The sequence below is a fragment of the Actinoplanes sp. NPDC051494 genome, assembly GCF_044454705.1.
In the GTDB taxonomy this organism is placed as follows: domain Bacteria; phylum Actinomycetota; class Actinomycetes; order Mycobacteriales; family Micromonosporaceae; genus Actinoplanes.
Genome location: NZ_JBITDZ010000020.1, coordinates 23,015 through 45,539, shown reverse-complemented (window position 1 = coordinate 45,539; position 22,525 = coordinate 23,015). Strand labels below are relative to the sequence as shown.

The following is a 22,525-nucleotide window of genomic DNA, read 5'->3' as shown; positions in this document are numbered from 1 at the left end:
GGCGTGGAACCTCTCGACAATCCCGCATGGGCCGCTCTGAGCGGGCCGCAGGCATCCTTCGCCCGGCGGTACGGTCGCAGCGCGCGCTACGACCCGGCGGTGAGCCCGTTCGCCGCGGTGCAGGACCCGGCCGACCCGGCCGCGTGGGACGACCTGCGCGCGGTGGTGGACGTGGGCGACCGGGTCATCGTCACCGCGCCCGGCCTGACCGTGCCGCCGGGCTGGACCGGCGAGGCCGGCATCCCGGGCGTCCAGCTGGTCGGCCACGACTACCACGGCGCCCCCGAGCCGGAAGCCGAGCCGCTCGGCCCGGCCGACGTCGCCGACATGCTGGACCTGGTCGCCCGCACCCGCCCCGGACCGTTCCGCGAGGGCACCGTCGAGCTGGGCGACTACGTCGGCATCCGGCGCGACGGAGCCCTGGTCGCCATGGCCGGCGTGCGGATGCGCCCGCCCGGTTACGCCGAGATCAGCGCGGTCTGCACCGACCCGGCCTTCCGCGGCGCGGGCCTCGCGACCCGCCTGATCGCGGCGGTGTCCGCGGCGATCCGCGCCCGCGGCGAGGTCCCCTACCTGCACGCCGCCGAGACCAACACCGGCGCGATCCGGCTGTACCGCAACCTCGGCTTCACCGTCCGCCGGACCACGTCGTTCGTCATGGTCGCCCCGGCGTAGGGGTCAGCTCGTCGGGTCCGGCCGGTTCCGGCGGGTGAGCGCGAAGAACGCCCCGCCGGCGGCGAGCAGCACCGCGCCGCCGATCACCCAGATCCACACGGCCTTGCCGCCGGTGTCGTCCGCGGCGGGCTCGGCCACCACGGCGGCGGACGCGCTCACCGTGGGCACGGCGCTCGTGGCGGCCGGGGAGCTGGGGGCCACCGACGTCGGGGCGACGGTGGTGGGGGACGGCTCAGGGCCGGGCTTGAGGGTGACCAGCGGCGCCGGGTTGTCCGGTTCGTCCGCACCCTCGCGCTGGACCTCGATCCACCGGGAGACCTCGCCGTCGCCGTACGTCTCGAGGGTCTTGAACGACAGCCGGGTCTCGCCGTCGGGCAGCTTGGCGATCCTGACCTGCCACTCGGCGTCCGCGCCGGTCTTCAGCGCCTTGCCGCTCACCGTGAAACCGTCCGCGGTGGTGTCGAACTTCCACCCCGAGGGTGCCTTGACCAGGGTGACGTCGGCGGGAGCGATGCCGTCGGGCAGCACGACCCGTTCGCTCTTGATGCCGGCCGAGGTGCTCTCGGCCTCGCCGCTGAAGCTCAGCGTCACGTCGGTGGCGCCGGCGGTGTCCTTGTCGGCCTCGACCTCCACGTGGGCGGCGGCCGGCCCGGCGAGGGCAAGCACCCCCACCCCGGCGAGGACGGCCACAGCGGACAAGCGGATCCCGGTACGCACCATGCACTCAAGCTACCGGCGTGCTCAGGGCTTCCTGTCACAGGGCACGGCTAAGGTTCGGGACGTGACCGACCGACCCCTGCTCGCCGTCGACGCCCCGAGTCTCTACTTCCGGGCCTTCCACGGCATCCCCGAGTCCGCCGCGCGCACCGGGGCGGGTGAGCCGGTGAACGCGATCCGCGGGTTCCTGGACATGCTGGCCCAGCTGATCCGCACCCGGCGCCCCGACCGGCTGGTCTGTGCCCTCGACGCGGACTGGCGCCCGGCGTGGCGGGTCGCGCTGGTCCCGTCGTACAAGGCGCACCGTGTCGCCCACGGCGAGGTCGAGGAAGTCCCGTCCTCGCTGCAGAAGCAGGTCCCGGTGCTGCTGGAGGTGCTCGCGGCGGTGGGGATCCCGGCATTCGGCGTGGCCGGTTACGAGGCCGACGACGTGCTCGGCACGCTCGCCGCGACCCAGCCGGCCCCGGTCGAGGTGGTCTCCGGCGACCGCGACCTGTACCAGCTCGTCGACGACGCCCGGGGCACCCGCCTGCTGTACTGCGGGCGGGGCGTGGCCAAGCTCGAGGACAGCGACGACGCGGCGGTCCAGGCGAAGTACGGCGTCCCGGCCCGCTGGTACGCGGACTTCGCGGCGATGCGCGGCGACGCGAGCGACGGCCTGCCGGGGGTCCCGGGCGTGGGGGAGAAGACCGCGGCCCGGCTGATCGCCCGCTACGGCGGTGTCGAGCAGATCGTCGCCGCCCTGGACGATCCGGACGCCGGGTTCGCCCCGGGCGTGCGCACCAAGCTGCTGGCGTCCAGGGACTACCTCGCCGCGGCGCTGCCGGTGTGCAAGGTGGCCCTCGACGTCACGTTGCCCGATTTCGACGCGACACTGCCGTCCGCGCCACGCGACGCCGACGCGCTGCTGGCACTGGCCTCCCGGTGGAACCTGGCCGGCTCGGCCCGGCGCCTGGTCGACGCGATGGCCGGGCCGGAGGCCGACCGCTGACCTAACGGGCGTTAAGGTGGGTGGCATGACGGTCGACCGGATCCTGCCCACCGAGGAAGCCGCCGAGCTGCTGGGCCTGGCCCGCGACCTCGCCCAGGGGGAGCTCGCACCCCGGGTGGACGACCACGAGCAGCGCGGCGAGTTCCCCCGCGAGATCCTGCGCACGCTGGGCCGGGCCGGCATGCTCGGCCTGCCCTACCCGGAGTCCGACGGCGGGTCCGGCCAGCCCTACGAGGTCTACCTGCAGGTCCTCGAGACGTTCGCCGGGTCGTGGCTGGCCGTCGCCGAGGCGGTCAGCGTGCACGTGCTGTCGTGCTTCCCGATCGCCGTGGCCGGCACCGGACGGCAGCGCAAGACCCTGCCCGAGCTGCTCGGCGGCGAGCTGCTCGGGGCGTACGCGCTGTCCGAACCGCAGGGGGGCAGCGACGCGGCCGGCCTGACCACCACCGCGGTCCGCGACGGCGACGAGTACCGGGTCACCGGCACCAAGGCCTGGATCACCCACGCCGGCAACGCCGACTTCTACAGCATCTTCTGCCGCACCGGCGGCCCCGGCCCGGACGGCATCTCCTGCCTGGTCGCCGACGCCGGCACCCCCGGCCTGCTGCCCCAGGCCCCCGAACGCCTCATGGGCCTGCGCTCGTCACCACCGGCCCAGATCGTCCTCGACGACGCCCGGATCGGCGTGGACCGCCTCGTCGGCGCCGAGGGCGGTGGCTTCCGGATCGCCATGCAGGCGCTCGACTCCGGGCGGCTGGGGATCGCCGCCTGCGCGGTCGGCCTCGCCCAGGCCGCCGTCGACCACGCCGCGTCGTACGCGAAGCAGCGCACCCAGTTCGGCAAGCCCCTCGCGGCGTTCCAGGGTCTCGGGTTCCTTCTCGCCGACATGGCGACCCAGGTCTCCGCGGCCCGGGCGCTGATGCTGTCGGCGGCCCGGCTCAAGGACGCCGGCCGGCCGTTCTCGGTCGAGGCGGCGAAGGCCAAACTGTTCGCGACCGACACCGCCATGCGGGTGACCACCGACGCGGTGCAGGTGCTCGGCGGCTACGGCTACGTGTCCGACCACCCGGTCGAGCGGTGGTTCCGGGAGGCGAAGGTGCTGCAGATCGTCGAGGGCACCAACCAGATCCAGCGGCTGGTGATCGCCCGGGACCTGACCCGTTCGTGACTGTTCGCGCGGTGTGCCGGAAACGGATTCGTTATGTCAGGGTCCCGACCGGTATCTTGGCGCCGTGGAAGAGATCGACAGGGCGATCGTGGGCGCCCTCACCGCGGACGGCCGCCTGTCGTACACCGATCTGGCCGAGCGCGTCGGGCTGAGCGTGTCGGCCGTGCACCAGCGCGTCCGGCGCCTCGAGCAGCGCGGTGTCATCGCCGGGTACACCGCCCGGGTGTCCTACGAGGCCCTCGAACTGCCGTTGACGGCGTTCGTGGCGATCCGCCCGTTCGACCCGTCGCAGCCCGACGACGCCCCGGACAAGCTCGCGCACCTCGCCGAGATCGACTCCTGCTACTCGGTGGCGGGTGAGGACTTCTACATGCTGCTCGTCCGGGTGGCGAGCCCGGCCGACCTGGAACGCCTGCTCCAGCAGATCCGCACCGCCGCGAACGTCACCACCCGCACGACGGTGGTGCTCTCCACGCCGTACGAGAACCGCCCGCCCCGCATCGGGAGCGCCGCCGACCAGATCTGATCCGGCCCGCCTGTTCCCCGGAGCGCTCGCCGCCGGGTGCTGCTCGCCACCGGGGGCGCCGGGTCGGTCGGACACGCGGTGATCCAGCCGGCCCGGTGGGCCGGCGCCACCGTGATCGCCATGGCCGGTCGCCCCGCGCAGGCCCGCCTGGTCCTGTACACGGCCTTCGCCGACGGCGCCCTGCCGGTGGTGCAGGAGCACGGTTTGCCCCTGCACCACTTCCCGCTGGCCCGGACCGCCGACGCCCACCGGACCGCCGAGGGCGGCACCGTCGGCAAGGTCCTGGTGACCCGCTGAACGGTTAGGGGGTCAGGAAGCCGCTGTCGCGCAGCCAGGCCGCGCAGGCCCGGGTCCACTGCGCGGTGTGCGGGATGTCGGCGTGGCCGTACTCGCCGTACGCGACGCCGTCGGCCAGACCTACGCCGTGCCCGCCCCGCGGGTAGATGTGCAGCTCGACCGGGATCCCGGCGGTGAAGTAGGCGTTCGCCATGGCCATCGTGTTGACGAAGCCCGGCTGGTCCCCGGCCGTGGCCCACAGGAACGCCGGGCAGGTCTCGCTGTCGATGTGCAGGCCGGGGGAGAGTTCGTCGCGCAGCTCCGTCCGGCCGTCCAGGACGAACGACACCGGGGCTTCCGGCAGCAGTCTCAGGTCCGCGAGGGAGTAGGCGAGGACCGCGAAGTCGGGGCGGGGCGGCGGCTCGGGCAGGTCCTCGATCGACAGGACCGTGCCGGTGGCCAGCAGGGCGGCCAGATGACCGCCGGCACTCGACCCGATCACCCCGACCCGGCCCGGGTCGACGTCGAGCCCGTGGTCGCCGCTCCGGACCCGATCGAGGGCCTGCCGCCCGGATTCCAGGGGAGCGGGGAAACGGTATGCGGTGAGCAGCGGATAGCGTACGACGAAAGCATGCAGCCCGATGCCGCTGAGCCAGCGGGCGTAACCCTCGCCGTCGTGCCCGGGGTGGGTGCGGTAGCCGCCCCCGGGGAAGACCAGGATCGCTGGTCTCGGCCCGGTGAACGAGGGGTCTGCCGGGTAGACGGTGATGTCCGGCTCGGTGGGTGCGTGGTCGATCAATGCGGGTCCTCTCACGGTCGCAGAGGCGCCGGGAACAGGCCGGATCCGCACCGCCCGGGGAGAACCGCGATGCGGGCGTCGTGATGGCCGCGACCGCTGGGGCTCGGGGCGCGCCGCGCCGGAAACCGCGTCCTCAAGGACGCGGGGGCCTGAAACCGATGCCTCCATCAATGTCGGCCCATCCGGGGCGCACCCCCGACCTTACCCGAACTAGCCTCCTAGGATGCCCCACAGGATGAAAGCCATAGAACAGGATCGACGCCTATCGGCGACCACACACCTGTTTCAGGGCGTGAAGCGGTAGCCGATGCCGGGTTCGGTGATGAGGTACCGCGGACGGCTCGGGTCCGGTTCGAGTTTGCGGCGCAGGTTGGCGAGGTGGACGCGGAGGTAGCCGGTCTCGTTCTCGTAGGCCGGCCCCCAGACCTCGCGCAGCAGGTGTTTCTGGGCGACGAGTTTGTCCGGGTGGCGGGCGAGGGTCTCGAGCATGTGCCACTCGATGGGAGTGAGGCGGATGTCCTGACCGGTGGCGGTGGTGAGGCGTTTGGCCGGCAGGTCGATGGTGAAGTCGGCGGTGGTGATCGTCGCGGTGTCGGGTTGCGGGGTGGCCCGGCGCAGGGCGGCGCGGATCCGGGCGAGTAGCTCGTCCATGCCGAACGGTTTGGTGACGTAGTCGTCGGCGCCGGCGTCGAGGGCCTGGACCTTGCCGGCCTGGTCGTCGCGGGCGGACAGCACGATGATCGGGATGGTGGTCCAGCCGCGCAGGCCGCGGACCACCTCGACGCCGTCCAGGTCGGGCAGGCCGAGGTCGACGATGGCCAGGTCGGGTGGGGTGCGCCCGGCCGTGGCCAGCGCCTCGGTGCCGTCGGCCGCGGTGTCGACGTCGTATCCGCGGGCGCTGAGGTTGATTCTCAGCGCCCGGCGTAGCTGGTCGTCGTCGTCGACCACGAGGATGCGGCTCACCGCGCCGATTGTGCAGCATCGGGCGCCGCGGGGTGGTCAGTCCGCCCGGGTGGCCCGGGCGCACTCGGTGAGGTACGGCAGCTCGAACTCCTGGCGTCCGGCCAGGTCGGGGTGGGTTTCGGTGAGTTCGCGGACCCGGTCGAGCAGGGTGGCGCGGTCGGTGTCGGAGAGCAGGATCACGTAGCTGCGGGACGCGACCATGTCGAGGAGCCGGGCGAGGTCGATGCGGTGGGTCCAGGGGAAGTACCGCTTCTCGACGGGGCCGAACGGGGCGCCGATGTCGGTGCGGCGGTCGACCTCGGGGGAGTCCATGATCTCGCCGAGGCGGCGGACCCAGTCGGTGGTCTCGTCGCGCAGGTTCCAGATGAGGCCGAGGTGCCCGCCGGGGGACAGGACGCGGGCGACCTCGGGGACGGCGCGGGCGGGGTCGACCCAGTGCCAGGCCTGGGCGACGACGACGGCGTCGACGCTGGCGTCGGGCAGGGGGATGGTCTCGGCGGTTCCGGTGTACGCGGGTACGCCCGGCAGGACGCGGCGGAGCTCGCCGAGCATGCCCTCGGAGGGGTCGACGGCGGTGACGGCGAGGCCGCGGGCGGCGATCTGGCGGGTGAGTTTGCCGGTGCCCGCGCCGAGGTCGAGGACGCGGGGGCTTCCCGGGGGCAGGAGCCAGTCGAGGGCTTCCGGCGGGTACGGGGGCCGGCCGCGTTCGTAGGCGCCGGCGGCGGGTCCGAACGAGTGTGCGTGAGCCTGATGATCTGCCATACATACCAGTATCCTAGGACGCCTTAGCGGGTGTGCACCGGGTCCCGTACCGCAGAAAGGTGTTTATGAAAGGAGCCCTACGGGCACTGCATTCACCGACAAGAACAAAGAAGTTTCTGGTCGTGATGAGAGGTTGATGATGAGCTTCACGGACAAGGTCAAGAACAAGACCGACGAGCTGGCCGGTAAGGCGAAGCAGGGCATCGGCGACATGCGTGACGACGAGAGGCTGGTCGCGGAGGGCAAGCGCCAGGAGACCGAGGCGCGGGCTCGTCAGGCCGGTGAGCACGTGAAGGACGCGGGTCACGAGGTACGCGACGCTTTCAGCTGATCCACATAGCTAGACGAAAAAGCCCCGGGCGATGCGCCCGGGGCTTTTCGCTGTCATTCGGCGACTTGTTTGCGCCACCAGTCCTGGCCTGATTCGGGCAGGGTGTCGATCGGGTCGTAGTACGCGTGCAGTTTGCTGAGGGCCTCGGCGTCGTCGGCCTCGATGGAGGTGCGGTAGTTCTTGGTCCAGTACGAGATACCGTGCTCGCGGTCGTACTCGGAGACCATGTGCACCCAGCGTTTGCCGACGAACGGGACGTCGCAGACGATCCGGGGGGTGGCGTATCCGGGCAGGTAGCCCATCATGTCGTGCTGGAGTTGCTGGGCGTACCAGACGGGGACGCGCCAGTGTTCGGCGTGCGGGATCATGTCGCACATGTAGAAGTAGTACGGCAGGATGCCGGCTTCTCCCTGCAGGCCGAAGCAGAGGTCGAGCAGGTCCTTGGTGGTGGCGTTGACGCCGCGCATGAGGACACCCTGGTTGCGGACGTCGCGGACGCCGACCTCGAGCAGCATCTGGGCGGCGCGGGCGACGGTGGGTGTCAGTGAGTTGACGTGGTTGACGTGGGTGTGGACGGCGAGGTTGACGCCGCGGCGCTGGGCGGTGATGGCGACGCGGTTGAGGCCTTCGACGACGTCGGGCTGGAGCCAGTGCTGGGGTAGTCCCATGAGGGCTTTGGTGGCGAGGCGGATGTCGCGCACGGTGGGGACGTTGAGCAGGCCCATGAGGTAGGTCTCGAGTTGTTTCCAGGGGACGTTGGCGACGTCGCCCCCGGAGACGACGACGTCGCGGACGCCGGGGTGTTCCTTGAGGTATTTGAGGTGGGCGTCGTAGCGGTCCACGGGCTTCAACGTCAGCTTCAGTTTGTCGACGGCGGGGGTGCTGTTGCCGACGAGGTCCATGCGGGTGCAGTGGCCGCAGTACTGGGGGCAGGTGCTGAGGAGCTCGGCGAGGACCTTGGTGGGGTAGCGGTGGGTGAGGCCTTCGGCGACCCACATGTCGTGTTCGTGGAGGCTGTCGCGGGTGGCGTGGGGGTGTGAGGGCCAGTCGAGGTGGCGGTCGGTGGCGACGGGGATCATGTACCGGCGGATCGGGTCGGCGTAGAACGCCTCGGTGGTGATCTCCCCGTCGGGGACCATGGTGTTGAGCATCTGGGGGGTGACCAGCATCGACATGGTGGCGAGGCGTTGCTGGTCGGTTTCCAGGTCGGCGTAGAACGCGTCGTCGAGCAGGTCGCCCATGACGGCGCGGAGTTGTTTGATGTTCTTGACGCAGTTCACCCGTTGCCATTGGGCGGAGTCCCATTGCTGGGCGGTGATGGTGCGCCATCCTGGGAGGCGGGTCCAGTCGGGTTCGGTGAGGGTGCGGCGCGCGTATTCGTAGGGCTGGCCGGCGGGTTCGGTCACCGATGCCTCCTGGGTCGCGGAAAGATCGCTTCCGACGGTACTGGAGGATCTGCGGTCAAGAAACCTTCTGCCGAAAGGATTTACGGTTTGACGGCGGGGTGACAGACTTTTCGCATGATCGTGGGCGTGGGGTTGTCGCGGGTGCTGGAGCCGGCCGGGGTGTTGCCGCAGGCGGCGTGGCGGTTGGACGCGAGCCCGGTGCTGGGTGCCGATGAGGTGCGGGTGCGGGTGTCGCGGCTGAATCTGGACGCGGCGAGTTTCCGGCAGTTGTCGGGCAAGCATGGTGGTGACGGTGCGGCGGTGCGCTCCGAGGTGCTGGAGATCGTCGGTGCGCGGGGCAAGATGCACAATCCGGTGACCGGGTCGGGCGGGATGCTGATCGGCGTGGTCGAGGAGGTGGGGCCGGCGTCGTCGTTGCCGGTGCGGGTGGGTGACCGGGTGGCGACGCTGGTGTCGTTGACGTTGACGCCGTTGGTGATCGATGACGGCCTGGTGGGCTGGGACGGGTTGAGTGAGCAGGTCCCGGCGTCGGGGCATGCGATCTTGTTCGGGCGTTCGGTGGTGGCGGTGTTGCCGGATGATCTGGCTCCGGAGCTGGCGCTGGCGGTGTTCGACGTGTGTGGTGCGCCGGCGTTGACGGATCGGGTGGTGCGTGGTCATGCCGGTCCGGTGAGTGTGGCGGTGCTGGGTGGAGCCGGTAAGAGTGGTTCCCTGGCGCTGGCCGCGGCGAAGGCGGCGGGTGCGCGTACGTGTGGGGTGGTGGTTTCCGCTGCTGAGCGGGAGGCGTTGGTGGGTGCGGGGGTCGCTGATCATGTCGCGGTCGCTGATGCCCGGGATCCGGTGGCGGTCGCGGCGGCGGTGACGGGTGCGCTGGGTGGTCCGGCGACGGTGACGGTGGTGTGTGTGGATGTGCCGGGGTGTGAGCACGGGGCGATCCTGGCGACGGCGGCCGGTGGCACGGTGATCTTCTTCTCGATGGCGACGAGTTTCCCGGCGGCGGCGTTGGGGGCGGAGGGTCTGGCGGCGGATGTGACGATGCTGGTCGGCAATGGTTTTGTGCCGGGGCATGCGGTGTTCGCGGTGGAGGTGCTGCGTCGTACGCCGGGGGTGCGGGCGTTGTTCGAGGCGCGGATTTCGGCAGACTGACGGTCATGACTTCGGTGCTGTATTCAGGTGGGCGGTTCTATTCGGCGGCGGATCCGCGGGCGACGGCGATGCTGGTGTCGGGTGGCCGGATCGGGTGGCTGGGGTCGGTTGAGGATGCGCCGGCGGCGGATGTGGTGGTGGATCTGGCGGGTGGGTTGGTGACGCCGGCGTTTGTGGACGCGCATGTGCATGTCACGGATACGGGTCTGGCTGCTGGGGGGTTGGATCTGTCGGGGGTGCGGTCGGCGCGGGAGTTGCTGGACACGCTGGCGGTGTTCGCGGCGTCGTGTCCGGTGGATGCGGTGGTGCTGGGGTTGCGGTGGGACGAGTCGTTGTGGCCGGTGCAGGCGTTGCCGGATGCCGATGAGCTGGAGAAGGCGGCCGGTGGGCGGCGGGTGTATCTGACGCAGGCGTCGGTGCATGCGGCGCTGGTGTCGCGGTCTCTGTTGGCTGCCGCGGGCCTGGATGGTGGGTCCGGGTGGGTGAGCGAGCACGAGCATCACCTCGTACGGGAGGTGGCGCTGGGTTCTGTGAGTGCCGCGCAGCGGGAGTCGGCGCAGCGTGCGGCGTTGCGGTCGGCGGCGGCGCGGGGGGTGGCGGCGGTGCATGAGTGCGGTGGTCCGGGGACGTCCGGTGAGGATGATTTCCGGTCGGTGCTGGCGTTGTCGGGGCGGGGGTTGCCGCGGGTGTTCGGGTTCTGGGGTGAGCTCGGTGGGGCGGTCCGGGCCCGGGATCTGGGTGCGGTGGGTGCGGGTGGGGATCTGTTTGCCGATGGGGCGCTGGGGTCGCGGACGGCGTCGGTGCGGACGCCGTACGCGGATGGTCCTGGTTGTGGTGAGTCTTTTGTGACCGGGGAGCAGGCGGGGGCGCATCTGCTGGAGTGCATGGAGCTGGGTCTGCAGGGTGGTTTCCATGCGATCGGTGATGCGGCGATCGAGGCGGTGCTGGAGGGTTTCGCGGTGGCGGCGCGTGCGGTGGGGGTGGATCGGGTGCGGGCGGCGCGGCACCGGATCGAGCATGTGGAGCTGGCGGACAAGGCGATGATCGCCCGGATGGTGGAGTTCGGGGTGGTGGCGAGTGTGCAGCCGGTGTTCGACGCGCGGTGGGGTGGTCCGGACCGGATGTATGCGCAGCGTCTGGGTGTGGAGCGGGCGATGGCGGCGAATCCGGTCGGGGCGATGTATGCGACGGGGGTGTCGTTGGCGTTCGGGTCGGATTCGCCGGTGACGCCGATCGATCCGTGGGCGGCGGTGGCGGCGGCGGTGGCTCCGCGTAATCCGGTGTTCCGGATGGGGGTGCGGTCGGCGTTCGGGGCGTCGACGCGGGGTGGGTGGCGTGCGGTGGGGGTGGATGACGCGGGGGTGTTGTCGCCGGGGGCGCAGGCGACGTTCGCGGTGTGGGACACCCCGTCGGGGTTGTCGGGTGGGTTGCCGGCGTTGGTGCCGGATGTGGACGGGGTGGTTCCGGATCGGCCGGTGTGCCGCCGGACGGTGTTGTCCGGCGAGACGATCTTCGAGGAGTAGGTGGGCGTGGAGAAGCTGGGTCTGGATCCCGTGGTGGTCGCCCGGGCGCGGGAATTGGCCGCGTTGGCGGGCCGGCCGGTCGTGGAGCTGGCGCGGTCGCATACGACGGTGTCGGTGGAGCGGGCGGTGTTGCGGCTGGCGGGGGTGCGGGGTGCGGATTCGGATGGGATCCCGTGGGTGAACCGTCTGGTGGACGCGGTGCGCTCGGATGTGGGGCTGGGGTTCGGGGTGTCGGTGCCGGTGTTCGACGCGCTGGCGCGTGAGGGTCTGGACGATGTGACGGTGCTGGCGCAGAAGGCGGCGTCGGGGGCGGTGCGGTTCGGGGTGCCGGAGAAGAAGGTGGCGGTGAACGCGGCGCGGCGGGCGGCGACCCGGGCGACGCGGGCGGGGTTGAAGGTGGTCGACGCGCGGCGGGTGGAGCGGGAGCGGTTGATCCGGCGGTGGGGGGATGCGCCGCGGCGGCCGTGGATCTATCTGATCGTGGCGACCGGGGACATCTATGAGGACATTCCGCAGGCGCAGGCGGCGGCGCGGGCGGGTGCGGATGTGATCGCGGTGATCCGGTCGACGGGGCAGTCGTTGCTGGATTATGTGCCGGAGGGGGCGACCCGGGAGGGTTTCGCGGGTACGTATGCGACGCAGGAGAATTTCCGGTTGATGCGGGCGGCGCTGGATGTGACGTCGAAGGAGCTGGGCCGGTATGTGCGGCTGACGAATTACGCGTCGGGGTTGTGCATGCCGGAGATGGCGGTGATGGCCGGGATGGAGCGTCTGGACATGATGCTCAACGATTCGATGTACGGGATCTTGTTCCGGGACATCAATCCGGTCCGGACGTTTGTTGATCAGCGGTTCTCGCGGCAGGTCCACGCGCGGGCGGGGATCATCATCAACACCGGTGAGGACAATTATCTGACGACGGCGGATGCGGTCGAGGCGGCGCACACGGTGACGGTGTCGCAGTTGCTGAACGAGTATTTCGCGCATGAGGCGGGGCTGGCGAACTGGCAGCTGGGGCTGGGGCACGCGTTCGAGATCAATCCGGAGGTGCCGGAGTCGTTGCGGTTGGAGCTGGCGCACGCGTTGCTGGCGCGGGAGTTGTTCCCGGAGGCGCCGTTGAAGTGGATGCCGCCGACGAAGCACATGACCGGGGATGTGTTCCGGGGCAATCTGCTGGATGGGTTCTTCAATCTGGTGGGTGCGCTGACCGGGCAGGGGATCCTGTTGGTGGGGATGATGACGGAGGCGGTGGTGACGCCGTGGTTGTCGGACCGGGACGTGGCGTTGCAGAACGTGCGGTACGTGTTGGACGGGGCCGGGAGTCTGCATGAGGATTTTGTGCCGGCGCCGGGTGGGTTCATCCAGCGGCGGGCGCATGAGGTGCTCGGTGAGGCGGTCGGGTTGCTGGGGCGGATCGTGGACGATTCGTTGCTGGACGCGATCGCGGACGGCACGTTCGGGATCATGAAGCGGCCGGCGGACCGGGGTAAGGGCCGTGACGGGGTGGCGCGGCACGAGGACGGTTACTTCAATCCGGTGACGGTCGCGTTGGAGGAGGTCCGATGACGATCGTGCGGCCGTACGGGGACACCACCGGTGACGGGATGGTGCAGGTGTCGTTCACGTTGCCGATCGCGCATGACAAGCGGGCCGAGGGTGCGGCGGTGCAGCTGGCGAACAAGATGGGCATGGATCCGGCGTTGCTGGTGCACGCGAAGCCGATGGGGGACGGGTTCACGTTCTTCGTGGTGTATGGCCGGGTGTCGCATCTGGTCGACACCGAGAAGGTGCAGGTGGTGGAGCGGGATTACCCGTTGTTGTCGGCGAAGGATGTCAACGCGGTCATCAAGCGCAGGTTGCGGCGCCGGTTGTCGGTGGTGGGGGCGTGTATCGGTACGGACGCGCACACGGTGGGGATCGACGCGATCCTGAATCTGAAGGGCATCGCCGGGGAGAAGGGCCTGGAGTATTACCGGGAGCTGGCGGTGACGAACATGGGTGCGCAGGTGTCGGTGCCGGAGCTGGTGGAGACGGCGCGGGCGCAGCGGGCCGATGCGGTGCTGGTGTCGCAGGTGGTGACGCAGCGGGATGCGCATCTGCAGAACACGCGGGCGATGACGGCGGCGTTCCGGGAGGCGATGCCGGCGGGGAAGCGGCCGTTGCTGATCGTGGGTGGTCCGCGGTTCGACGAGTTGATGGCCGCGGATCTGGGTGTCGATCGGATCTTCGGGCGGGGTACGACCCCGCGTGAGGTGGCTTCGTATCTGGTGCATGCTCTGCTGGGAGACGGAAAATGATCACTGTGACGCATCGGCGGTATGTGCCGTACTCGCACGCGCACTATGCGGGGAACCTGGTCGACGGGGCGTATTCGCTGGGTCTGTTCGGTGATGTCGCGACGGAGGTGTGCATCCGCCTGGACGGTGACGAGGGGTTGTTCGCGTCGTACTCGGATGTGCAGTTCAGGGCGCCGGTGCAGGCCGGTGACGTGCTGGAGGTGACGGCGACGGTGGAGCACATGGGGACCCGGTCGCGGCGGATCGCGTTCTCGTCGGTGGTGGTGTGCCGGGGTTCCGGTGGGTCGGCGGCGGTGGTGCTGGAGTCGCCGATCGTGGCGGTGACCGCGGTCGGGACCGTGGTCGTGCCCGCCCGGTCGTGACGTTCGCGGTCTGTGTGGACGTCGGGTCGACGTACACCAAGGCGTGCCGGGTCGATCTGGGGTCCGGGCGGCTGGTGGCGCGGGTGGAGGTGCCGACGACGTCCGGCACCGATGTGCTGGAGGGTCTGTCGGCGGCGGTGGACCGGGTCGGTGCCGGGGAGTTGTACGTGTGTTCGTCGGCCGGGGGTGGGCTGCGCCTGGCGGTGATCGGGTACGAGTCGCTGGTCACGGCGGAGGCCGGGCATCGGGTCGGGTTGTCGGCCGGGGCGCAGGTGGTGCATGTGCACGCCGGTTTGCTGGACGGGCCGGGCCTGGTGGCGTTGCGGGCGGCGCGACCGGATGTGATCCTGCTCGTCGGGGGGACCGACGGCGGGGACGAGGACACGCTGCGGCACAACGCGGGGCGGCTGGCCCGGTCCCGGCTGCGGGTGCCGGTGGTGGTGGCGGGCAATGCGGCGGCCGGGCCGTACGCGGAGCAGGTGTTGTCCGAGCGGCGGGTGCCGGTGACGGTGACCGGTAATGTGCTGCCGCGGATCGGGGTCCTGGAGCCGGGGCCGGCGCGGGCGGCGATCCGGGCGGTGTTTCTGCGGCATGTCATCGGGGGCAAGCGGTTGTCGCGGGGGCGGCGGTTCGCGTCGATGGTGCGGGCGGCGACCCCGGACGCGGTGCTGGCCGGGGTGTCGGTGCTGGCCGATGTGACCGGTGCGGGGGTGCTGGTGGTGGATGTGGGTGGGGCGACGACGGACGTGTATTCGGCGTTGGTGCCGGATCCGGAGTTGTCGGCCGGCCCGCAGCGTGATGTGGCGGGGACGTTGTGGCGGTCCCGGACGGTCGAGGGTGACCTGGGTGTGGGCGTGAGTGCTCCCGGGGTGCTCAGTGCCGCCCACGCGGAGAAGTGGGACCTGCCGGGTGTTTCCTCGCCGCTGGAGCTGGCCACCGCGGCGGCGGTGATCGCGTTGCGGCGGCACGCGCGGGGCCATGCGGCCGGGCCGGGGATGCCGCGTACCGGGGGACGGGATCTGCGCGACGTGCGGCTGGTCGTCGGTTCCGGTGGGGTGCTGCGCCATGGTGGTGGTGATGCGGTGCTGGCCGCGGTGCTCGGTGACACCGCCGGCGGCTGGGCCGCGCCCCGCACCGCGCGCAGGGTGGTGGACAGCGCGTACGTCCTGGCCGCGGCCGGTCTGCTCGCCGATGATCATCCCGCGGTGGCGCGGGCGTTGGTGAACACGCTGTGACACGCCGACGAACGCGACACGCCCGCAGGGGTGACGGTGGTTGACAAGGCGCCGGGGGCAGGACGTACCGTCGGCGGGTCCTTTTCTTCGGGAAGCGGCTGTTGTTCGCTCCGTTCCTTCGCCCACTGGCCACGCGGCAGACCCGGACACACGCGTGCACCAGGTCCAGGGGGTGGGGGTCGGCGGGGCGGCGCGAACCGGCCGCGCCCCTGGTGGGTCACGGGTGGGACGAGGCCAGTAGACAACGGCACGACGCGGGCATCCGGTGCGCGGCGGGTCGGTCCGAAGGCCTCGCGACGACCGTGGCGGTCACCGGGCCCGCAGGCGGAACCTCAGGGAACATCCGGGGCGCGACCCACGGGCCGCGCCCCGGCCCCGTTCCTGACGGAGCCCGGCCTCGGCACGGTTCGTGACCAGCGGCGGGTAGCCTCTCGCGGGTGGATCTGATGACGGCGCAGCCGAAACCCGGGCCGGCGCCCACCCGCACCGATGGCCGCGCCGCACCGTTGCCGCTGTGGCTGTCGGTCGTGTTCGCCCTGACCGCCGGCGCCGCGTTGCTGCTGGCCCTGCCGCCGTACGGACTGTGGTGGCTCGCCCCGGCCGGGATCGCCCTGCTCGCCGCGGCCACCCACCGGCGCCGGCTGCGGGCCGGGTTCGGTGTCGGGTTCGTCGCCGGGGTGGTGCTGTTCGTGCCGCTGCTCGACTGGACCCGCATCGCGGCCGGCTGGCTGCCCTGGCTGATGCTGTCGCTGGCCCAGGCCGGCTACCTCGGGCTGCTGGGTCTGGCCACGGCGTGGCTGTCGCCGCTCACCGACCGGTTCCGGGGGCTGTGGCCGTTGCTGACCGGTCTGCTCTGGGTCACCCAGGAGGCGCTGCGCGACCGGGCCCCGTTCGGCGGGTTCCCGTGGGGGCGGCTCGCGTTCAGCCAGGGTGAGGCGCCGGTGCTGCGCCTGGCCGTGCTCGGCGGTGCCCCGCTGGTGACGTTCGCGGTCGCGGCCGCCGGTGGGGCATTGGTCGCCCTGGCCTGGCGGTCCTGGCGGATCCGGGCTTGCTGGCCGGCCGCCGGCGGGTACGCGCTGGCGGTGGCGGTGCTGGTGATCGGGCCCGCGTTCGTGCCCACCGCGAACCCGGGCGGGCCCACCCGCACCGTGGCCATCGTGCAGGGCAACGTGCCCCGCCTCGGTCTGGACTTCAACGCCCAGCGCACCCAGGTGCTGCTCAACCACGTCAACGCCACCCGCAAGCTGGCCGAGGAGGTCCGGCTCGGCCGCAAACCGCAGCCGGAACTGGTCATCTGGCCGGAGAACTCCAGTGACATCGACCCGCTGCGCGACCAGGACGCCGCCCAGCTGATCGCCGGGGCCGCCGACGCGATCGGGGTGCCCATCCTGGTCGGCACGGTGCTGCGCACCGACGTGCGGGGTGAGATCTACAACGCGGGCATCCTGTGGCAACCGGTCACCGGCCCCGACCGGGACCAGATCTACACGAAACGGCATCCGGTGCCGTTCGCCGAGTACATGCCGCTGCGTTCGGTGGCGCGGATGGTCACCGACAAGGCCGACCTGGTGCAGAACATGCTGTCCGGGAAGACCCCCGGGGTGATCCGCACCCCGGCCGCGACCATCGGTGACGTCATCTGCTTCGAGGTCGCCTACGACGACATCGTGCGCGACACTGTCATCGGGGGCGCGCAGCTGCTCGCGGTGCAGACCAACAACGCCACGTTCAACGAGGCCGAGGCCCGCCAGCAGCTCGCGATGGTGCAGCTGCGGGCCGTCGAGCACGGGCGGGAGGCGCTGATGGTGTCGACCGTCGGGGTGTCCGCGTTCGTCGCCGCCGACGGCACGGTCGTCACCGAGACCGGGTTCAATGTGGACGCCGTGGTCCTGCATGACATGGCCTTGGGCGGACCGCGTACGCTGGCGACTCGCCTGGGGCACCGGCCGGAGATGGCCGCGGTCGTCCTGGCCCTGATGTGCCTTGTCGCGGCGGTGCCCATGCGCCGGCGCAGGAGCGGCGGTGGACCCGCCGCGTCACGAAAGACGGAGGAATGGTGAGCGACGCGAACCCGACGTCAGCGGGCTCGGAGGGATACCCCGGTATCGGCCGGGTCCTCGTGGTCATCCCGACCTACAACGAGGCCGACAACGTCCGTCTCATCACGGGCCGGGTCCGTCAGGCCGTGCCCGAGGTCGACATCCTCGTCGCGGACGACAACTCGCCGGACGGCACCGGCGCCATCGCTGACGAGATCGCCGTCGCCGACGACCACATCTTCGTGCTGCACCGCGCCGGCAAGGAAGGCCTCGGCGCCGCCTATGTCGCCGGTTTCGCGTGGGCCAAGGACAAGGGCTACGACGCGGTCGTCGAGATGGACGCGGACGGCTCGCACGCCCCGGAGGAACTCACCCGGCTCCTCGACGCGCTCAAGGACGCCGACGCGGTCATCGGCACCCGGTACATCCCCGGTGGCAGCGTCCACAACTGGCCCCTGCACCGGCTGCTGCTCTCGCGCGGCGGCAACATCTACATCCGGATGGCCCTGGGCATGCCGTTCAAGGACGCCACCGGCGGCTACCGGGCCTACCGGATGGCCGTCATCGACAAGATCGACGTCGCGACCATCGCGTCGCAGGGTTACTCGTTCCAGGTCGAGATGACCTGGCGCACGTACCGCAACGGTTTCCGGATGGCCGAGGTGCCGATCACGTTCACCGAGCGCGAACACGGCGTCAGCAAGATGAGCGGCAACATTTTCAAGGAACAGCTGCTCAGGGTCACGATCTGGGGTGCGGCGGCCCGCCGTGACGCGGTGCTCGGCAAGCTCGGCCGTAAGCCGCGGCAGACCTCGACCTGGCCGTGACCGGGCGCCCGCGTGTCATGCTGGAACGCCACGGTGTGACACCCGGGAAAGGGTGATGAGGATGCGACGAGGACTGGCCCTGCTCCCACTGGGGCTGCTGGTGCTGGCGGTGGTGGAGATCACCGCGTTCGTGGCGGTCGTGCACGCGATCGGCGCGCTGTGGTCGCTGCTGCTGCTCGGTGCCGGCAGCATCGCCGGGCTGGCCCTGCTGCGCCGCGAGGGCATCAAGGGGTGGCGGGCGTTCCGGGCCGCCACCGAGTCCGGCCGCCCACCCGGCCCCCAGGTCAGCAATTCCCTGATCGGTCTGCTCGGGGCGTTGCTGCTGGCCGTGCCCGGTTTCGTCTCCGCGGTCGCCGGTCTGCTGCTGATCGTCCCGCCCGGGCGGCTGCTCGCCCGCCGCGGTGTCGAACGCGCCACCGAACGCCGCGTGTCGTCCACCGTCGCCGGTGACCTGTTCGGCCCCCGGCACGTGCGGGTGCGCCAGTCCGCCCCCGTCGACGATCCCGCACCGGACCCCGCCGCCGCCCCGACCACCGCCGCGGTCACCCCCGGCCCGGTGGTCGAGGGTGACGTCGTCGAGGGTGAGATCGTCCGCTGACCGCCCTCAGCGCGGCACGGCGTTGCGCAACCGGATCCCGCTGAACCCCACGGCGGCGGCCGTCACGGCGTCCCAGAACGGCCACAGGCTGTCCAGGACCCGCAACTGGATCCCCGCCGCCGCGTGACAGGCGAACAGATCACCGACCGGCTCCGGCGGGCCCAGCGGCACCACCGTCTCCCGCGCCACCGACGCGTGCGGCATCGGCGACCCGATCGGCCGGAAACGATCAGCCGCGAACCGGTACGCGTACAACCGGGTCGTGCGCATCGCCTCGAGCCACCGGTACTCCACGGCATGCACCCGCCGCCCGGACCCGGCCCCGATGATCCGGTCCCGGTCCGCGTCCGGCGTCGCCGCGGTCACCCACGCCAGCACCCGCGGACAGTCCCGCGGGAACCAGTAGTCCGGTGCCCGGTCATGATCGACCGCCCACACGTACGCGTCGCTCTCGCGCGCGGTCGCCGCGACATGCGGCACGAACCGGCGGATCGTCGGGTCCTCGGAGAAATGCAGCACCTGTCCCGCCTGTGGTCGCATCCCCCCGTTCTACCGGATCGTTTCCCCCCGGGTGTCGATCCGGGGCCCCGCCGTTCGTGTAACCGACGCAAGGCCGGCACGGGGCCGGCCGCAGGGCGAGGAGACATCATGGGCACGGTCGTCGTGGTCGAGAACGTGACACTCGACGGGGTCATGCAGGCGCCCGGCGGGGCCGACGAGGACACCCGGGGCGGTTTCCCGTACGGCGGCTGGGCCCAGCCGTACGCCGACCAGGTCATGGCCGAGACGATGGGCAAGGGCATGAGCCAGGACAGCGGGATGCTGTTCGGCCGCCGCACCTACGAACAGTTGCACGCCTACTGGTCGAGACAGACCGACGGCAACCCGTACACCGAGGTCCTCAACCGCAAACGCAAGCACGTCGCCTCGCGCACCCTGGCCGAGCCGTTGCCCTGGGAGAACTCCTGTCTGCTGCGGGGCGACACGGCGGACGCCGTGGCCGCACTCAAACGCGACGGCGACCTCGTGGTGCTCGGCAGCGGCGAGCTGGTACGGACCCTGGCCGGAGCCGGTCTGGTCGACGTCTACACGCTGTCGATCCACCCACTCACGCTCGGCACCGGGACCAAGCTGTTCGCCGAGGGGACGTACGGCACGCTGGAACTCGTCGAGGCCGTACCCACCACCACCGGCGTGATCATCGCGACCTACCGCCCCACCGCCTGAGAGGACCACAGGACATGCGGCAGTACCTGCTCAGCATCTACCAGCCCGAAGGCGAACCGCCGGCCGACGTGCTCGCCACGGTCATGGCCGACCTCGGCACGTTGACCGAGGAGATGCGCTCGGCCGGCGCGTGGGTCTTCTCCGCCGGCCTGCACCCGGCCGGCACCGCCACCGTCGTGCGCGACCACGACGGCACGGCGCTGCTCACCGACGGGCCGTTCACCGAGGGCAAGGAACACCTCGGCGGCTTCACCGTCATCACCGCGCCCGACCTCGACGCCGCCCTCGCGTGGGGCGCCCGGATGGCCCGCGCCTCGACCCTGCCGGTCGAGGTACGACCGGTCGCGTGAGCGGCGACATCGACCGGATCTTCCGACAGGAGTACGGCCGCGCGGTCGCGGTCCTGGTCCGCTCCCTCGGCGACATCGACACGGCCGAGGAAGCGGTCCAGGACGCGTTCCTCACCGCCGTCCGGACCTGGCCGGTCACCGGGGTGCCACCCAGCCCCGCCGGCTGGATCATCACCACCGCCCGCAACCGGGCGATCGACCGCCTGCGCCGTGAATCGACCCGGGCCGACCGGCACGCCCAAGCACTGCTGCTGCGGCCGCCCGGCGCGGCACCCGGCCCCGGGCAGGAGGGACCCGTGCACGACGACCGGCTGCGCCTGATCTTCACCTGCTGCCACCCCGCGCTCGCCCCCGCCGCCCGCGTCGCGCTCACCCTGCGGCTGCTCGGCGGACTCGGCACCGCCCAGATCGCGCGGGCGTTCCTCGTACCCGAGGCGACCATGGCCCAGCGGCTCGTCCGCGCCAAAGGCAAGATCCGCGACGCCGGCATCGCGTACCGCGTGCCCCACGACTCCGACCTCCCCGACCGGCTGCGCGCGGTCCTCGCCGTCCTCTACCTGATCTTCAACGAGGGCTACACCGCGAGCTCCGGCGACTACCTCACCCGCGACGACCTGAGCGCCGAGGCCATCCGGCTCGGCCGCCTGCTCACGGCACTGATGCCCGACGAACCGGAGGTCCGCGGCCTGCTCGCGCTGATGCTGCTGATCGAGTCCCGGCGCCCGGGCCGTACCAGCGCCACGGGAGACCTGGTACCGCTCGGCGACCAGGACCGCACACTCTGGGACCGGGCCCTGATCGAGCAGGGCCACGATCTGCTGCGGTGGTGCCTACGGCGGGACCGGCCCGGCCCGTACCAGGTGCAGGCCGCCATCAACGCCGTGCACAGCGACGCCGCGACCGCCGCCGGCACCGACTGGCCACAGATCCTCACGCTGTACGACCACCTGACGGCACTGACCCCCGGCCCGGTCGTCGCACTGCACCGCGCCGTCGCCGTGGCCGAGGTGCACGGCCCCGCCGCCGCCCTGTCACTGGTCGACGCGATCGACGACCTCGACCGCCACCACACGTTCCACGCGGTCCGCGCCGACCTGCTGCGCCGCCTCGGCCGGGCACCGGAGGCCGCGGCGGCCTACGACCACGCGGCCGCGCTCACCGGCAACGCCGCCGAACGCCGCTTCCTCACCGCCCGCCGCGCCACGCTCCCGGCCCGGCGGCAGACCGGGTGAGGCCGGTAGTCTGCCGCGGTGCCGATCATCAGCCGCCGCACCGCATCGTCCGGCACGCCATGACGCCGGGTCCGCGCCACGCCGTCCGCGCGATCATCCTCGATGAGGACGACCGGATCCTGCTCTGCCGGTTCGTCCCTCCTCATCCGGCGGTGCCGGAACAGGCGACGGCCGTGTGGGCGGCCCCGGGCGGCGGTATCGAACCCGGCGAGGACCGGCTGACGGCTCTGCGCCGCGAACTGCACGAGGAGACCGGTCTGGTGATCACCGCCGATCCACCGCACGTCTGGCACCAGCACGTCATGGCCGCCGACCATCCACCGGGCGTCGGCAGCATCATCAACGACTACTTCCTCATCCGCGCAACCCACTTCCAGCCCCGCGGTGAGCTGGGCGACGACCACCTCGCCACGCAGGAGAGCCTGGCCGGGTTCCGGTGGTGGCACCTCGCGGAGATCGCGGACCATACGGGATCCGACCTGTTCTCGCCCCGCGAGCTCACCACACCCTTGACAGCGCTGATCACCACGGGCGCCCCGGCCCGGCCGGTCCGACTCGGCCTCTGACGGGCTCTCTCGACCTGCCGCCCGCGCGGCGGCCGGGCGTAGCACCGGGCGCATGGTCAGCGCGGGTATCGGCGACCAGGATCCGGGCACAGAAAATCGCCGTTCCGCGCCGGGTGGGCGGAACGGCGATCTGTCGGCACCGCGGTCAGCGACCCCGGCGGGTACGGACCTCCTGGAGGCGCTCGTTGAGGATGTCCTCCAGCTCCGAGATCGACCGGCGCTCGAGCAGCATGTCCCAGTGGGTCCGCGGCGGTTTCGCCTTCTTCTGCTCGGGCTCGTTCCCGTCGACCAGTCGCGCGACGCTGCCGTCGAACTTGCACTCCCAGGTGATCGGCACCTCGGCGTCGACGGCGAACGGCACCTCGAACTGGTGACCCTTCACGCACAGGTACTCGCGGGTCTGCCGGGGCGCCAGCTCCGTGTTGCGGTCGGACTCGTAGCTGACTGCGCCAAGTCGGCTGCCGCGCAGCATGCGTTCGCCCATGATCGGCCATCCCCTCGCTCGTGGT

26 protein-coding genes are annotated in these 22,525 nt (G+C 71.4%); 19 read left to right on the top strand and 7 right to left on the bottom strand.

What is annotated here, in order from left to right; all coding sequences use genetic code 11:
• The first annotated feature begins 3 nt into the window (after nt 1–3).
• Nucleotides 4–675 (top strand): GNAT family N-acetyltransferase, encoded by a 672-nt coding sequence (locus ACIA6A_RS40435; RefSeq protein WP_396103454.1) that lies wholly within the window; start codon nt 4–6, stop codon nt 673–675.
• Nucleotides 676–678: 3 nt separating this feature from the next.
• Here the strand turns inward: ACIA6A_RS40435 and ACIA6A_RS40430 are convergent, their stop codons facing one another.
• Nucleotides 679–1,395: a DUF1775 domain-containing protein gene (locus ACIA6A_RS40430; RefSeq protein ID WP_396103453.1), complete on the bottom strand. Its 717-nt coding sequence runs from the start codon at nt 1,393–1,395 to the stop codon at nt 679–681.
• Nucleotides 1,396–1,456: 61 nt separating this feature from the next.
• Between ACIA6A_RS40430 and ACIA6A_RS40425 the strand changes: the two genes are divergently transcribed.
• From ACIA6A_RS40425 to ACIA6A_RS40410, 4 genes are all read left to right on the top strand, one after another.
• Nucleotides 1,457–2,383, top strand: a complete 927-nt coding sequence (locus ACIA6A_RS40425; protein ID WP_396103452.1) for a 5'-3' exonuclease H3TH domain-containing protein — start codon at nt 1,457–1,459, stop codon at nt 2,381–2,383.
• 25 nt (nt 2,384–2,408) lie between these two features.
• Nucleotides 2,409–3,551: an acyl-CoA dehydrogenase family protein gene (locus tag ACIA6A_RS40420; RefSeq protein ID WP_396103451.1), complete on the top strand. Its 1,143-nt coding sequence runs from the start codon at nt 2,409–2,411 to the stop codon at nt 3,549–3,551.
• Between the two features lie 64 nt (nt 3,552–3,615).
• Nucleotides 3,616–4,077 carry an Lrp/AsnC family transcriptional regulator gene (locus ACIA6A_RS40415; protein WP_396103450.1) on the top strand — a complete coding sequence of 154 codons (462 nt, stop codon included), beginning with the start codon at nt 3,616–3,618 and terminating at the stop codon, nt 4,075–4,077.
• Nucleotides 4,078–4,113: 36 nt separating this feature from the next.
• A complete protein-coding gene (locus ACIA6A_RS40410) occupies nt 4,114–4,374 on the top strand; it encodes a hypothetical protein (RefSeq protein WP_396103449.1) in 261 nt (86 codons plus the stop codon).
• Between the two features lie 4 nt (nt 4,375–4,378).
• Here the strand turns inward: ACIA6A_RS40410 and ACIA6A_RS40405 are convergent, their stop codons facing one another.
• The 3 genes from ACIA6A_RS40405 to ACIA6A_RS40395 form a co-directional block, all read right to left on the bottom strand.
• Nucleotides 4,379–5,152: an alpha/beta hydrolase gene (locus tag ACIA6A_RS40405; protein WP_396103448.1), complete on the bottom strand. Its 774-nt coding sequence runs from the start codon at nt 5,150–5,152 to the stop codon at nt 4,379–4,381.
• 285 nt (nt 5,153–5,437) lie between these two features.
• A complete protein-coding gene (locus tag ACIA6A_RS40400) occupies nt 5,438–6,115 on the bottom strand; it encodes a response regulator (protein ID WP_396103447.1) in 678 nt (225 codons plus the stop codon).
• A 36-nt stretch (nt 6,116–6,151) separates the two neighbouring features.
• Nucleotides 6,152–6,877 (bottom strand): class I SAM-dependent methyltransferase, encoded by a 726-nt coding sequence (locus ACIA6A_RS40395; RefSeq protein WP_396103446.1) that lies wholly within the window; start codon nt 6,875–6,877, stop codon nt 6,152–6,154.
• A 136-nt stretch (nt 6,878–7,013) separates the two neighbouring features.
• On the opposite strand from ACIA6A_RS40395, the gene ACIA6A_RS40390 reads away from it, so the two are divergent.
• Entirely contained in the window at nt 7,014–7,208 is a 195-nt protein-coding gene (locus ACIA6A_RS40390; RefSeq protein WP_396103445.1) for a CsbD family protein, read from the top strand.
• 53 nt (nt 7,209–7,261) lie between these two features.
• Here ACIA6A_RS40390 and ACIA6A_RS40385 read toward each other — a convergent pair whose 3' ends face one another.
• Complete coding sequence (locus tag ACIA6A_RS40385) at nt 7,262–8,614, bottom strand: KamA family radical SAM protein (RefSeq protein ID WP_396103444.1); 1,353 nt, start codon at nt 8,612–8,614, stop codon at nt 7,262–7,264.
• A 114-nt stretch (nt 8,615–8,728) separates the two neighbouring features.
• Here ACIA6A_RS40385 and ACIA6A_RS40380 point away from each other — a divergent pair, with 114 nt between their 5' ends.
• The 9 genes from ACIA6A_RS40380 (at nt 8,729) to ACIA6A_RS40340 (ending at nt 18,641) form a co-directional block, all read left to right on the top strand.
• Entirely contained in the window at nt 8,729–9,760 is a 1,032-nt protein-coding gene (locus tag ACIA6A_RS40380) for an L-erythro-3,5-diaminohexanoate dehydrogenase (RefSeq protein ID WP_396103443.1), read from the top strand.
• Between the two features lie 5 nt (nt 9,761–9,765).
• Nucleotides 9,766–11,283 (top strand): amidohydrolase, encoded by a 1,518-nt coding sequence (locus ACIA6A_RS40375; protein WP_396103442.1) that lies wholly within the window; start codon nt 9,766–9,768, stop codon nt 11,281–11,283.
• A 6-nt stretch (nt 11,284–11,289) separates the two neighbouring features.
• Nucleotides 11,290–12,849: a lysine 5,6-aminomutase subunit alpha gene (locus ACIA6A_RS40370; RefSeq protein ID WP_396103441.1), complete on the top strand. Its 1,560-nt coding sequence runs from the start codon at nt 11,290–11,292 to the stop codon at nt 12,847–12,849.
• Nucleotides 12,846–13,580 (top strand): OAM dimerization domain-containing protein, encoded by a 735-nt coding sequence (locus ACIA6A_RS40365; protein ID WP_396103440.1) that lies wholly within the window; start codon nt 12,846–12,848, stop codon nt 13,578–13,580. The genes ACIA6A_RS40370 and ACIA6A_RS40365 overlap by 4 nt, the downstream gene beginning before the upstream one ends.
• Nucleotides 13,577–13,942 (top strand): hotdog domain-containing protein, encoded by a 366-nt coding sequence (locus ACIA6A_RS40360; RefSeq protein WP_396103439.1) that lies wholly within the window; start codon nt 13,577–13,579, stop codon nt 13,940–13,942. Before ACIA6A_RS40365 ends, ACIA6A_RS40360 begins: the two co-directional genes overlap by 4 nt.
• Nucleotides 13,939–15,177 carry a glutamate mutase L gene (locus tag ACIA6A_RS40355; RefSeq protein ID WP_396103438.1) on the top strand — a complete coding sequence of 413 codons (1,239 nt, stop codon included), beginning with the start codon at nt 13,939–13,941 and terminating at the stop codon, nt 15,175–15,177. The genes ACIA6A_RS40360 and ACIA6A_RS40355 overlap by 4 nt, the downstream gene beginning before the upstream one ends.
• Before the next feature lie 446 nt (nt 15,178–15,623).
• Nucleotides 15,624–17,237: an apolipoprotein N-acyltransferase gene (gene lnt / locus ACIA6A_RS40350; RefSeq protein WP_396103479.1), complete on the top strand. Its 1,614-nt coding sequence runs from the start codon at nt 15,624–15,626 to the stop codon at nt 17,235–17,237.
• Nucleotides 17,231–18,043 (top strand): polyprenol monophosphomannose synthase, encoded by an 813-nt coding sequence (locus ACIA6A_RS40345; RefSeq protein WP_396103437.1) that lies wholly within the window; start codon nt 17,231–17,233, stop codon nt 18,041–18,043. The genes lnt and ACIA6A_RS40345 overlap by 7 nt, the downstream gene beginning before the upstream one ends.
• A gap of 61 nt (nt 18,044–18,104) precedes the next feature.
• Nucleotides 18,105–18,641 carry an FxsA family protein gene (locus ACIA6A_RS40340; protein ID WP_396103436.1) on the top strand — a complete coding sequence of 179 codons (537 nt, stop codon included), beginning with the start codon at nt 18,105–18,107 and terminating at the stop codon, nt 18,639–18,641.
• Nucleotides 18,642–18,647: 6 nt separating this feature from the next.
• Here ACIA6A_RS40340 and ACIA6A_RS40335 read toward each other — a convergent pair whose 3' ends face one another.
• Complete coding sequence (locus tag ACIA6A_RS40335) at nt 18,648–19,181, bottom strand: DUF6886 family protein (RefSeq protein WP_396103435.1); 534 nt, start codon at nt 19,179–19,181, stop codon at nt 18,648–18,650.
• Between the two features lie 108 nt (nt 19,182–19,289).
• Between ACIA6A_RS40335 and ACIA6A_RS40330 the strand changes: the two genes are divergently transcribed.
• Genes ACIA6A_RS40330 through ACIA6A_RS40315 form a run of 4 tightly spaced genes read left to right on the top strand, consistent with a single transcriptional unit; the run spans nt 19,290 to nt 22,016 of the window.
• Nucleotides 19,290–19,868, top strand: a complete 579-nt coding sequence (locus ACIA6A_RS40330) for a dihydrofolate reductase family protein (RefSeq protein ID WP_396103434.1) — start codon at nt 19,290–19,292, stop codon at nt 19,866–19,868.
• Between the two features lie 14 nt (nt 19,869–19,882).
• A complete protein-coding gene (locus ACIA6A_RS40325; RefSeq protein ID WP_396103433.1) occupies nt 19,883–20,218 on the top strand; it encodes a YciI family protein in 336 nt (111 codons plus the stop codon).
• Entirely contained in the window at nt 20,215–21,450 is a 1,236-nt protein-coding gene (locus ACIA6A_RS40320) for an RNA polymerase sigma factor (RefSeq protein WP_396103432.1), read from the top strand. Before ACIA6A_RS40325 ends, ACIA6A_RS40320 begins: the two co-directional genes overlap by 4 nt.
• Nucleotides 21,451–21,509: 59 nt before the next feature.
• Complete coding sequence (locus ACIA6A_RS40315) at nt 21,510–22,016, top strand: NUDIX hydrolase (protein WP_396103431.1); 507 nt, start codon at nt 21,510–21,512, stop codon at nt 22,014–22,016.
• Between the two features lie 145 nt (nt 22,017–22,161).
• Here ACIA6A_RS40315 and ACIA6A_RS40310 read toward each other — a convergent pair whose 3' ends face one another.
• Complete coding sequence (locus tag ACIA6A_RS40310) at nt 22,162–22,500, bottom strand: RNA polymerase-binding protein RbpA (RefSeq protein WP_015622005.1); 339 nt, start codon at nt 22,498–22,500, stop codon at nt 22,162–22,164.
• Nucleotides 22,501–22,525 lie beyond the last annotated feature (25 nt).

Coding starts and splice junctions, on each gene's coding strand:
- ACIA6A_RS40335 (WP_396103435.1), bottom strand. CDS start 19,181: ATGCGACCACAGGCGGGACAGGTGCTGCATTTCTCCGAGGACCCGACG.
- ACIA6A_RS40325 (WP_396103433.1), top strand. CDS start 19,883: ATGCGGCAGTACCTGCTCAGCATCTACCAGCCCGAAGGCGAACCGCCG.
- ACIA6A_RS40340 (WP_396103436.1), top strand. CDS start 18,105: ATGCGACGAGGACTGGCCCTGCTCCCACTGGGGCTGCTGGTGCTGGCG.
- ACIA6A_RS40390 (WP_396103445.1), top strand. CDS start 7,014: ATGATGAGCTTCACGGACAAGGTCAAGAACAAGACCGACGAGCTGGCC.
- ACIA6A_RS40330 (WP_396103434.1), top strand. CDS start 19,290: ATGGGCACGGTCGTCGTGGTCGAGAACGTGACACTCGACGGGGTCATG.
- ACIA6A_RS40375 (WP_396103442.1), top strand. CDS start 9,766: ATGACTTCGGTGCTGTATTCAGGTGGGCGGTTCTATTCGGCGGCGGAT.
- ACIA6A_RS40420 (WP_396103451.1), top strand. CDS start 2,409: ATGACGGTCGACCGGATCCTGCCCACCGAGGAAGCCGCCGAGCTGCTG.
- ACIA6A_RS40315 (WP_396103431.1), top strand. CDS start 21,510: ATGACGCCGGGTCCGCGCCACGCCGTCCGCGCGATCATCCTCGATGAG.
- ACIA6A_RS40310 (WP_015622005.1), bottom strand. CDS start 22,500: ATGGGCGAACGCATGCTGCGCGGCAGCCGACTTGGCGCAGTCAGCTAC.
- lnt (WP_396103479.1), top strand. CDS start 15,624: ATGACGGCGCAGCCGAAACCCGGGCCGGCGCCCACCCGCACCGATGGC.
- ACIA6A_RS40365 (WP_396103440.1), top strand. CDS start 12,846: ATGACGATCGTGCGGCCGTACGGGGACACCACCGGTGACGGGATGGTG.
- ACIA6A_RS40395 (WP_396103446.1), bottom strand. CDS start 6,877: ATGGCAGATCATCAGGCTCACGCACACTCGTTCGGACCCGCCGCCGGC.
- ACIA6A_RS40360 (WP_396103439.1), top strand. CDS start 13,577: ATGATCACTGTGACGCATCGGCGGTATGTGCCGTACTCGCACGCGCAC.
- ACIA6A_RS40345 (WP_396103437.1), top strand. CDS start 17,231: ATGGTGAGCGACGCGAACCCGACGTCAGCGGGCTCGGAGGGATACCCC.
- ACIA6A_RS40430 (WP_396103453.1), bottom strand. CDS start 1,395: ATGGTGCGTACCGGGATCCGCTTGTCCGCTGTGGCCGTCCTCGCCGGG.
- ACIA6A_RS40380 (WP_396103443.1), top strand. CDS start 8,729: ATGATCGTGGGCGTGGGGTTGTCGCGGGTGCTGGAGCCGGCCGGGGTG.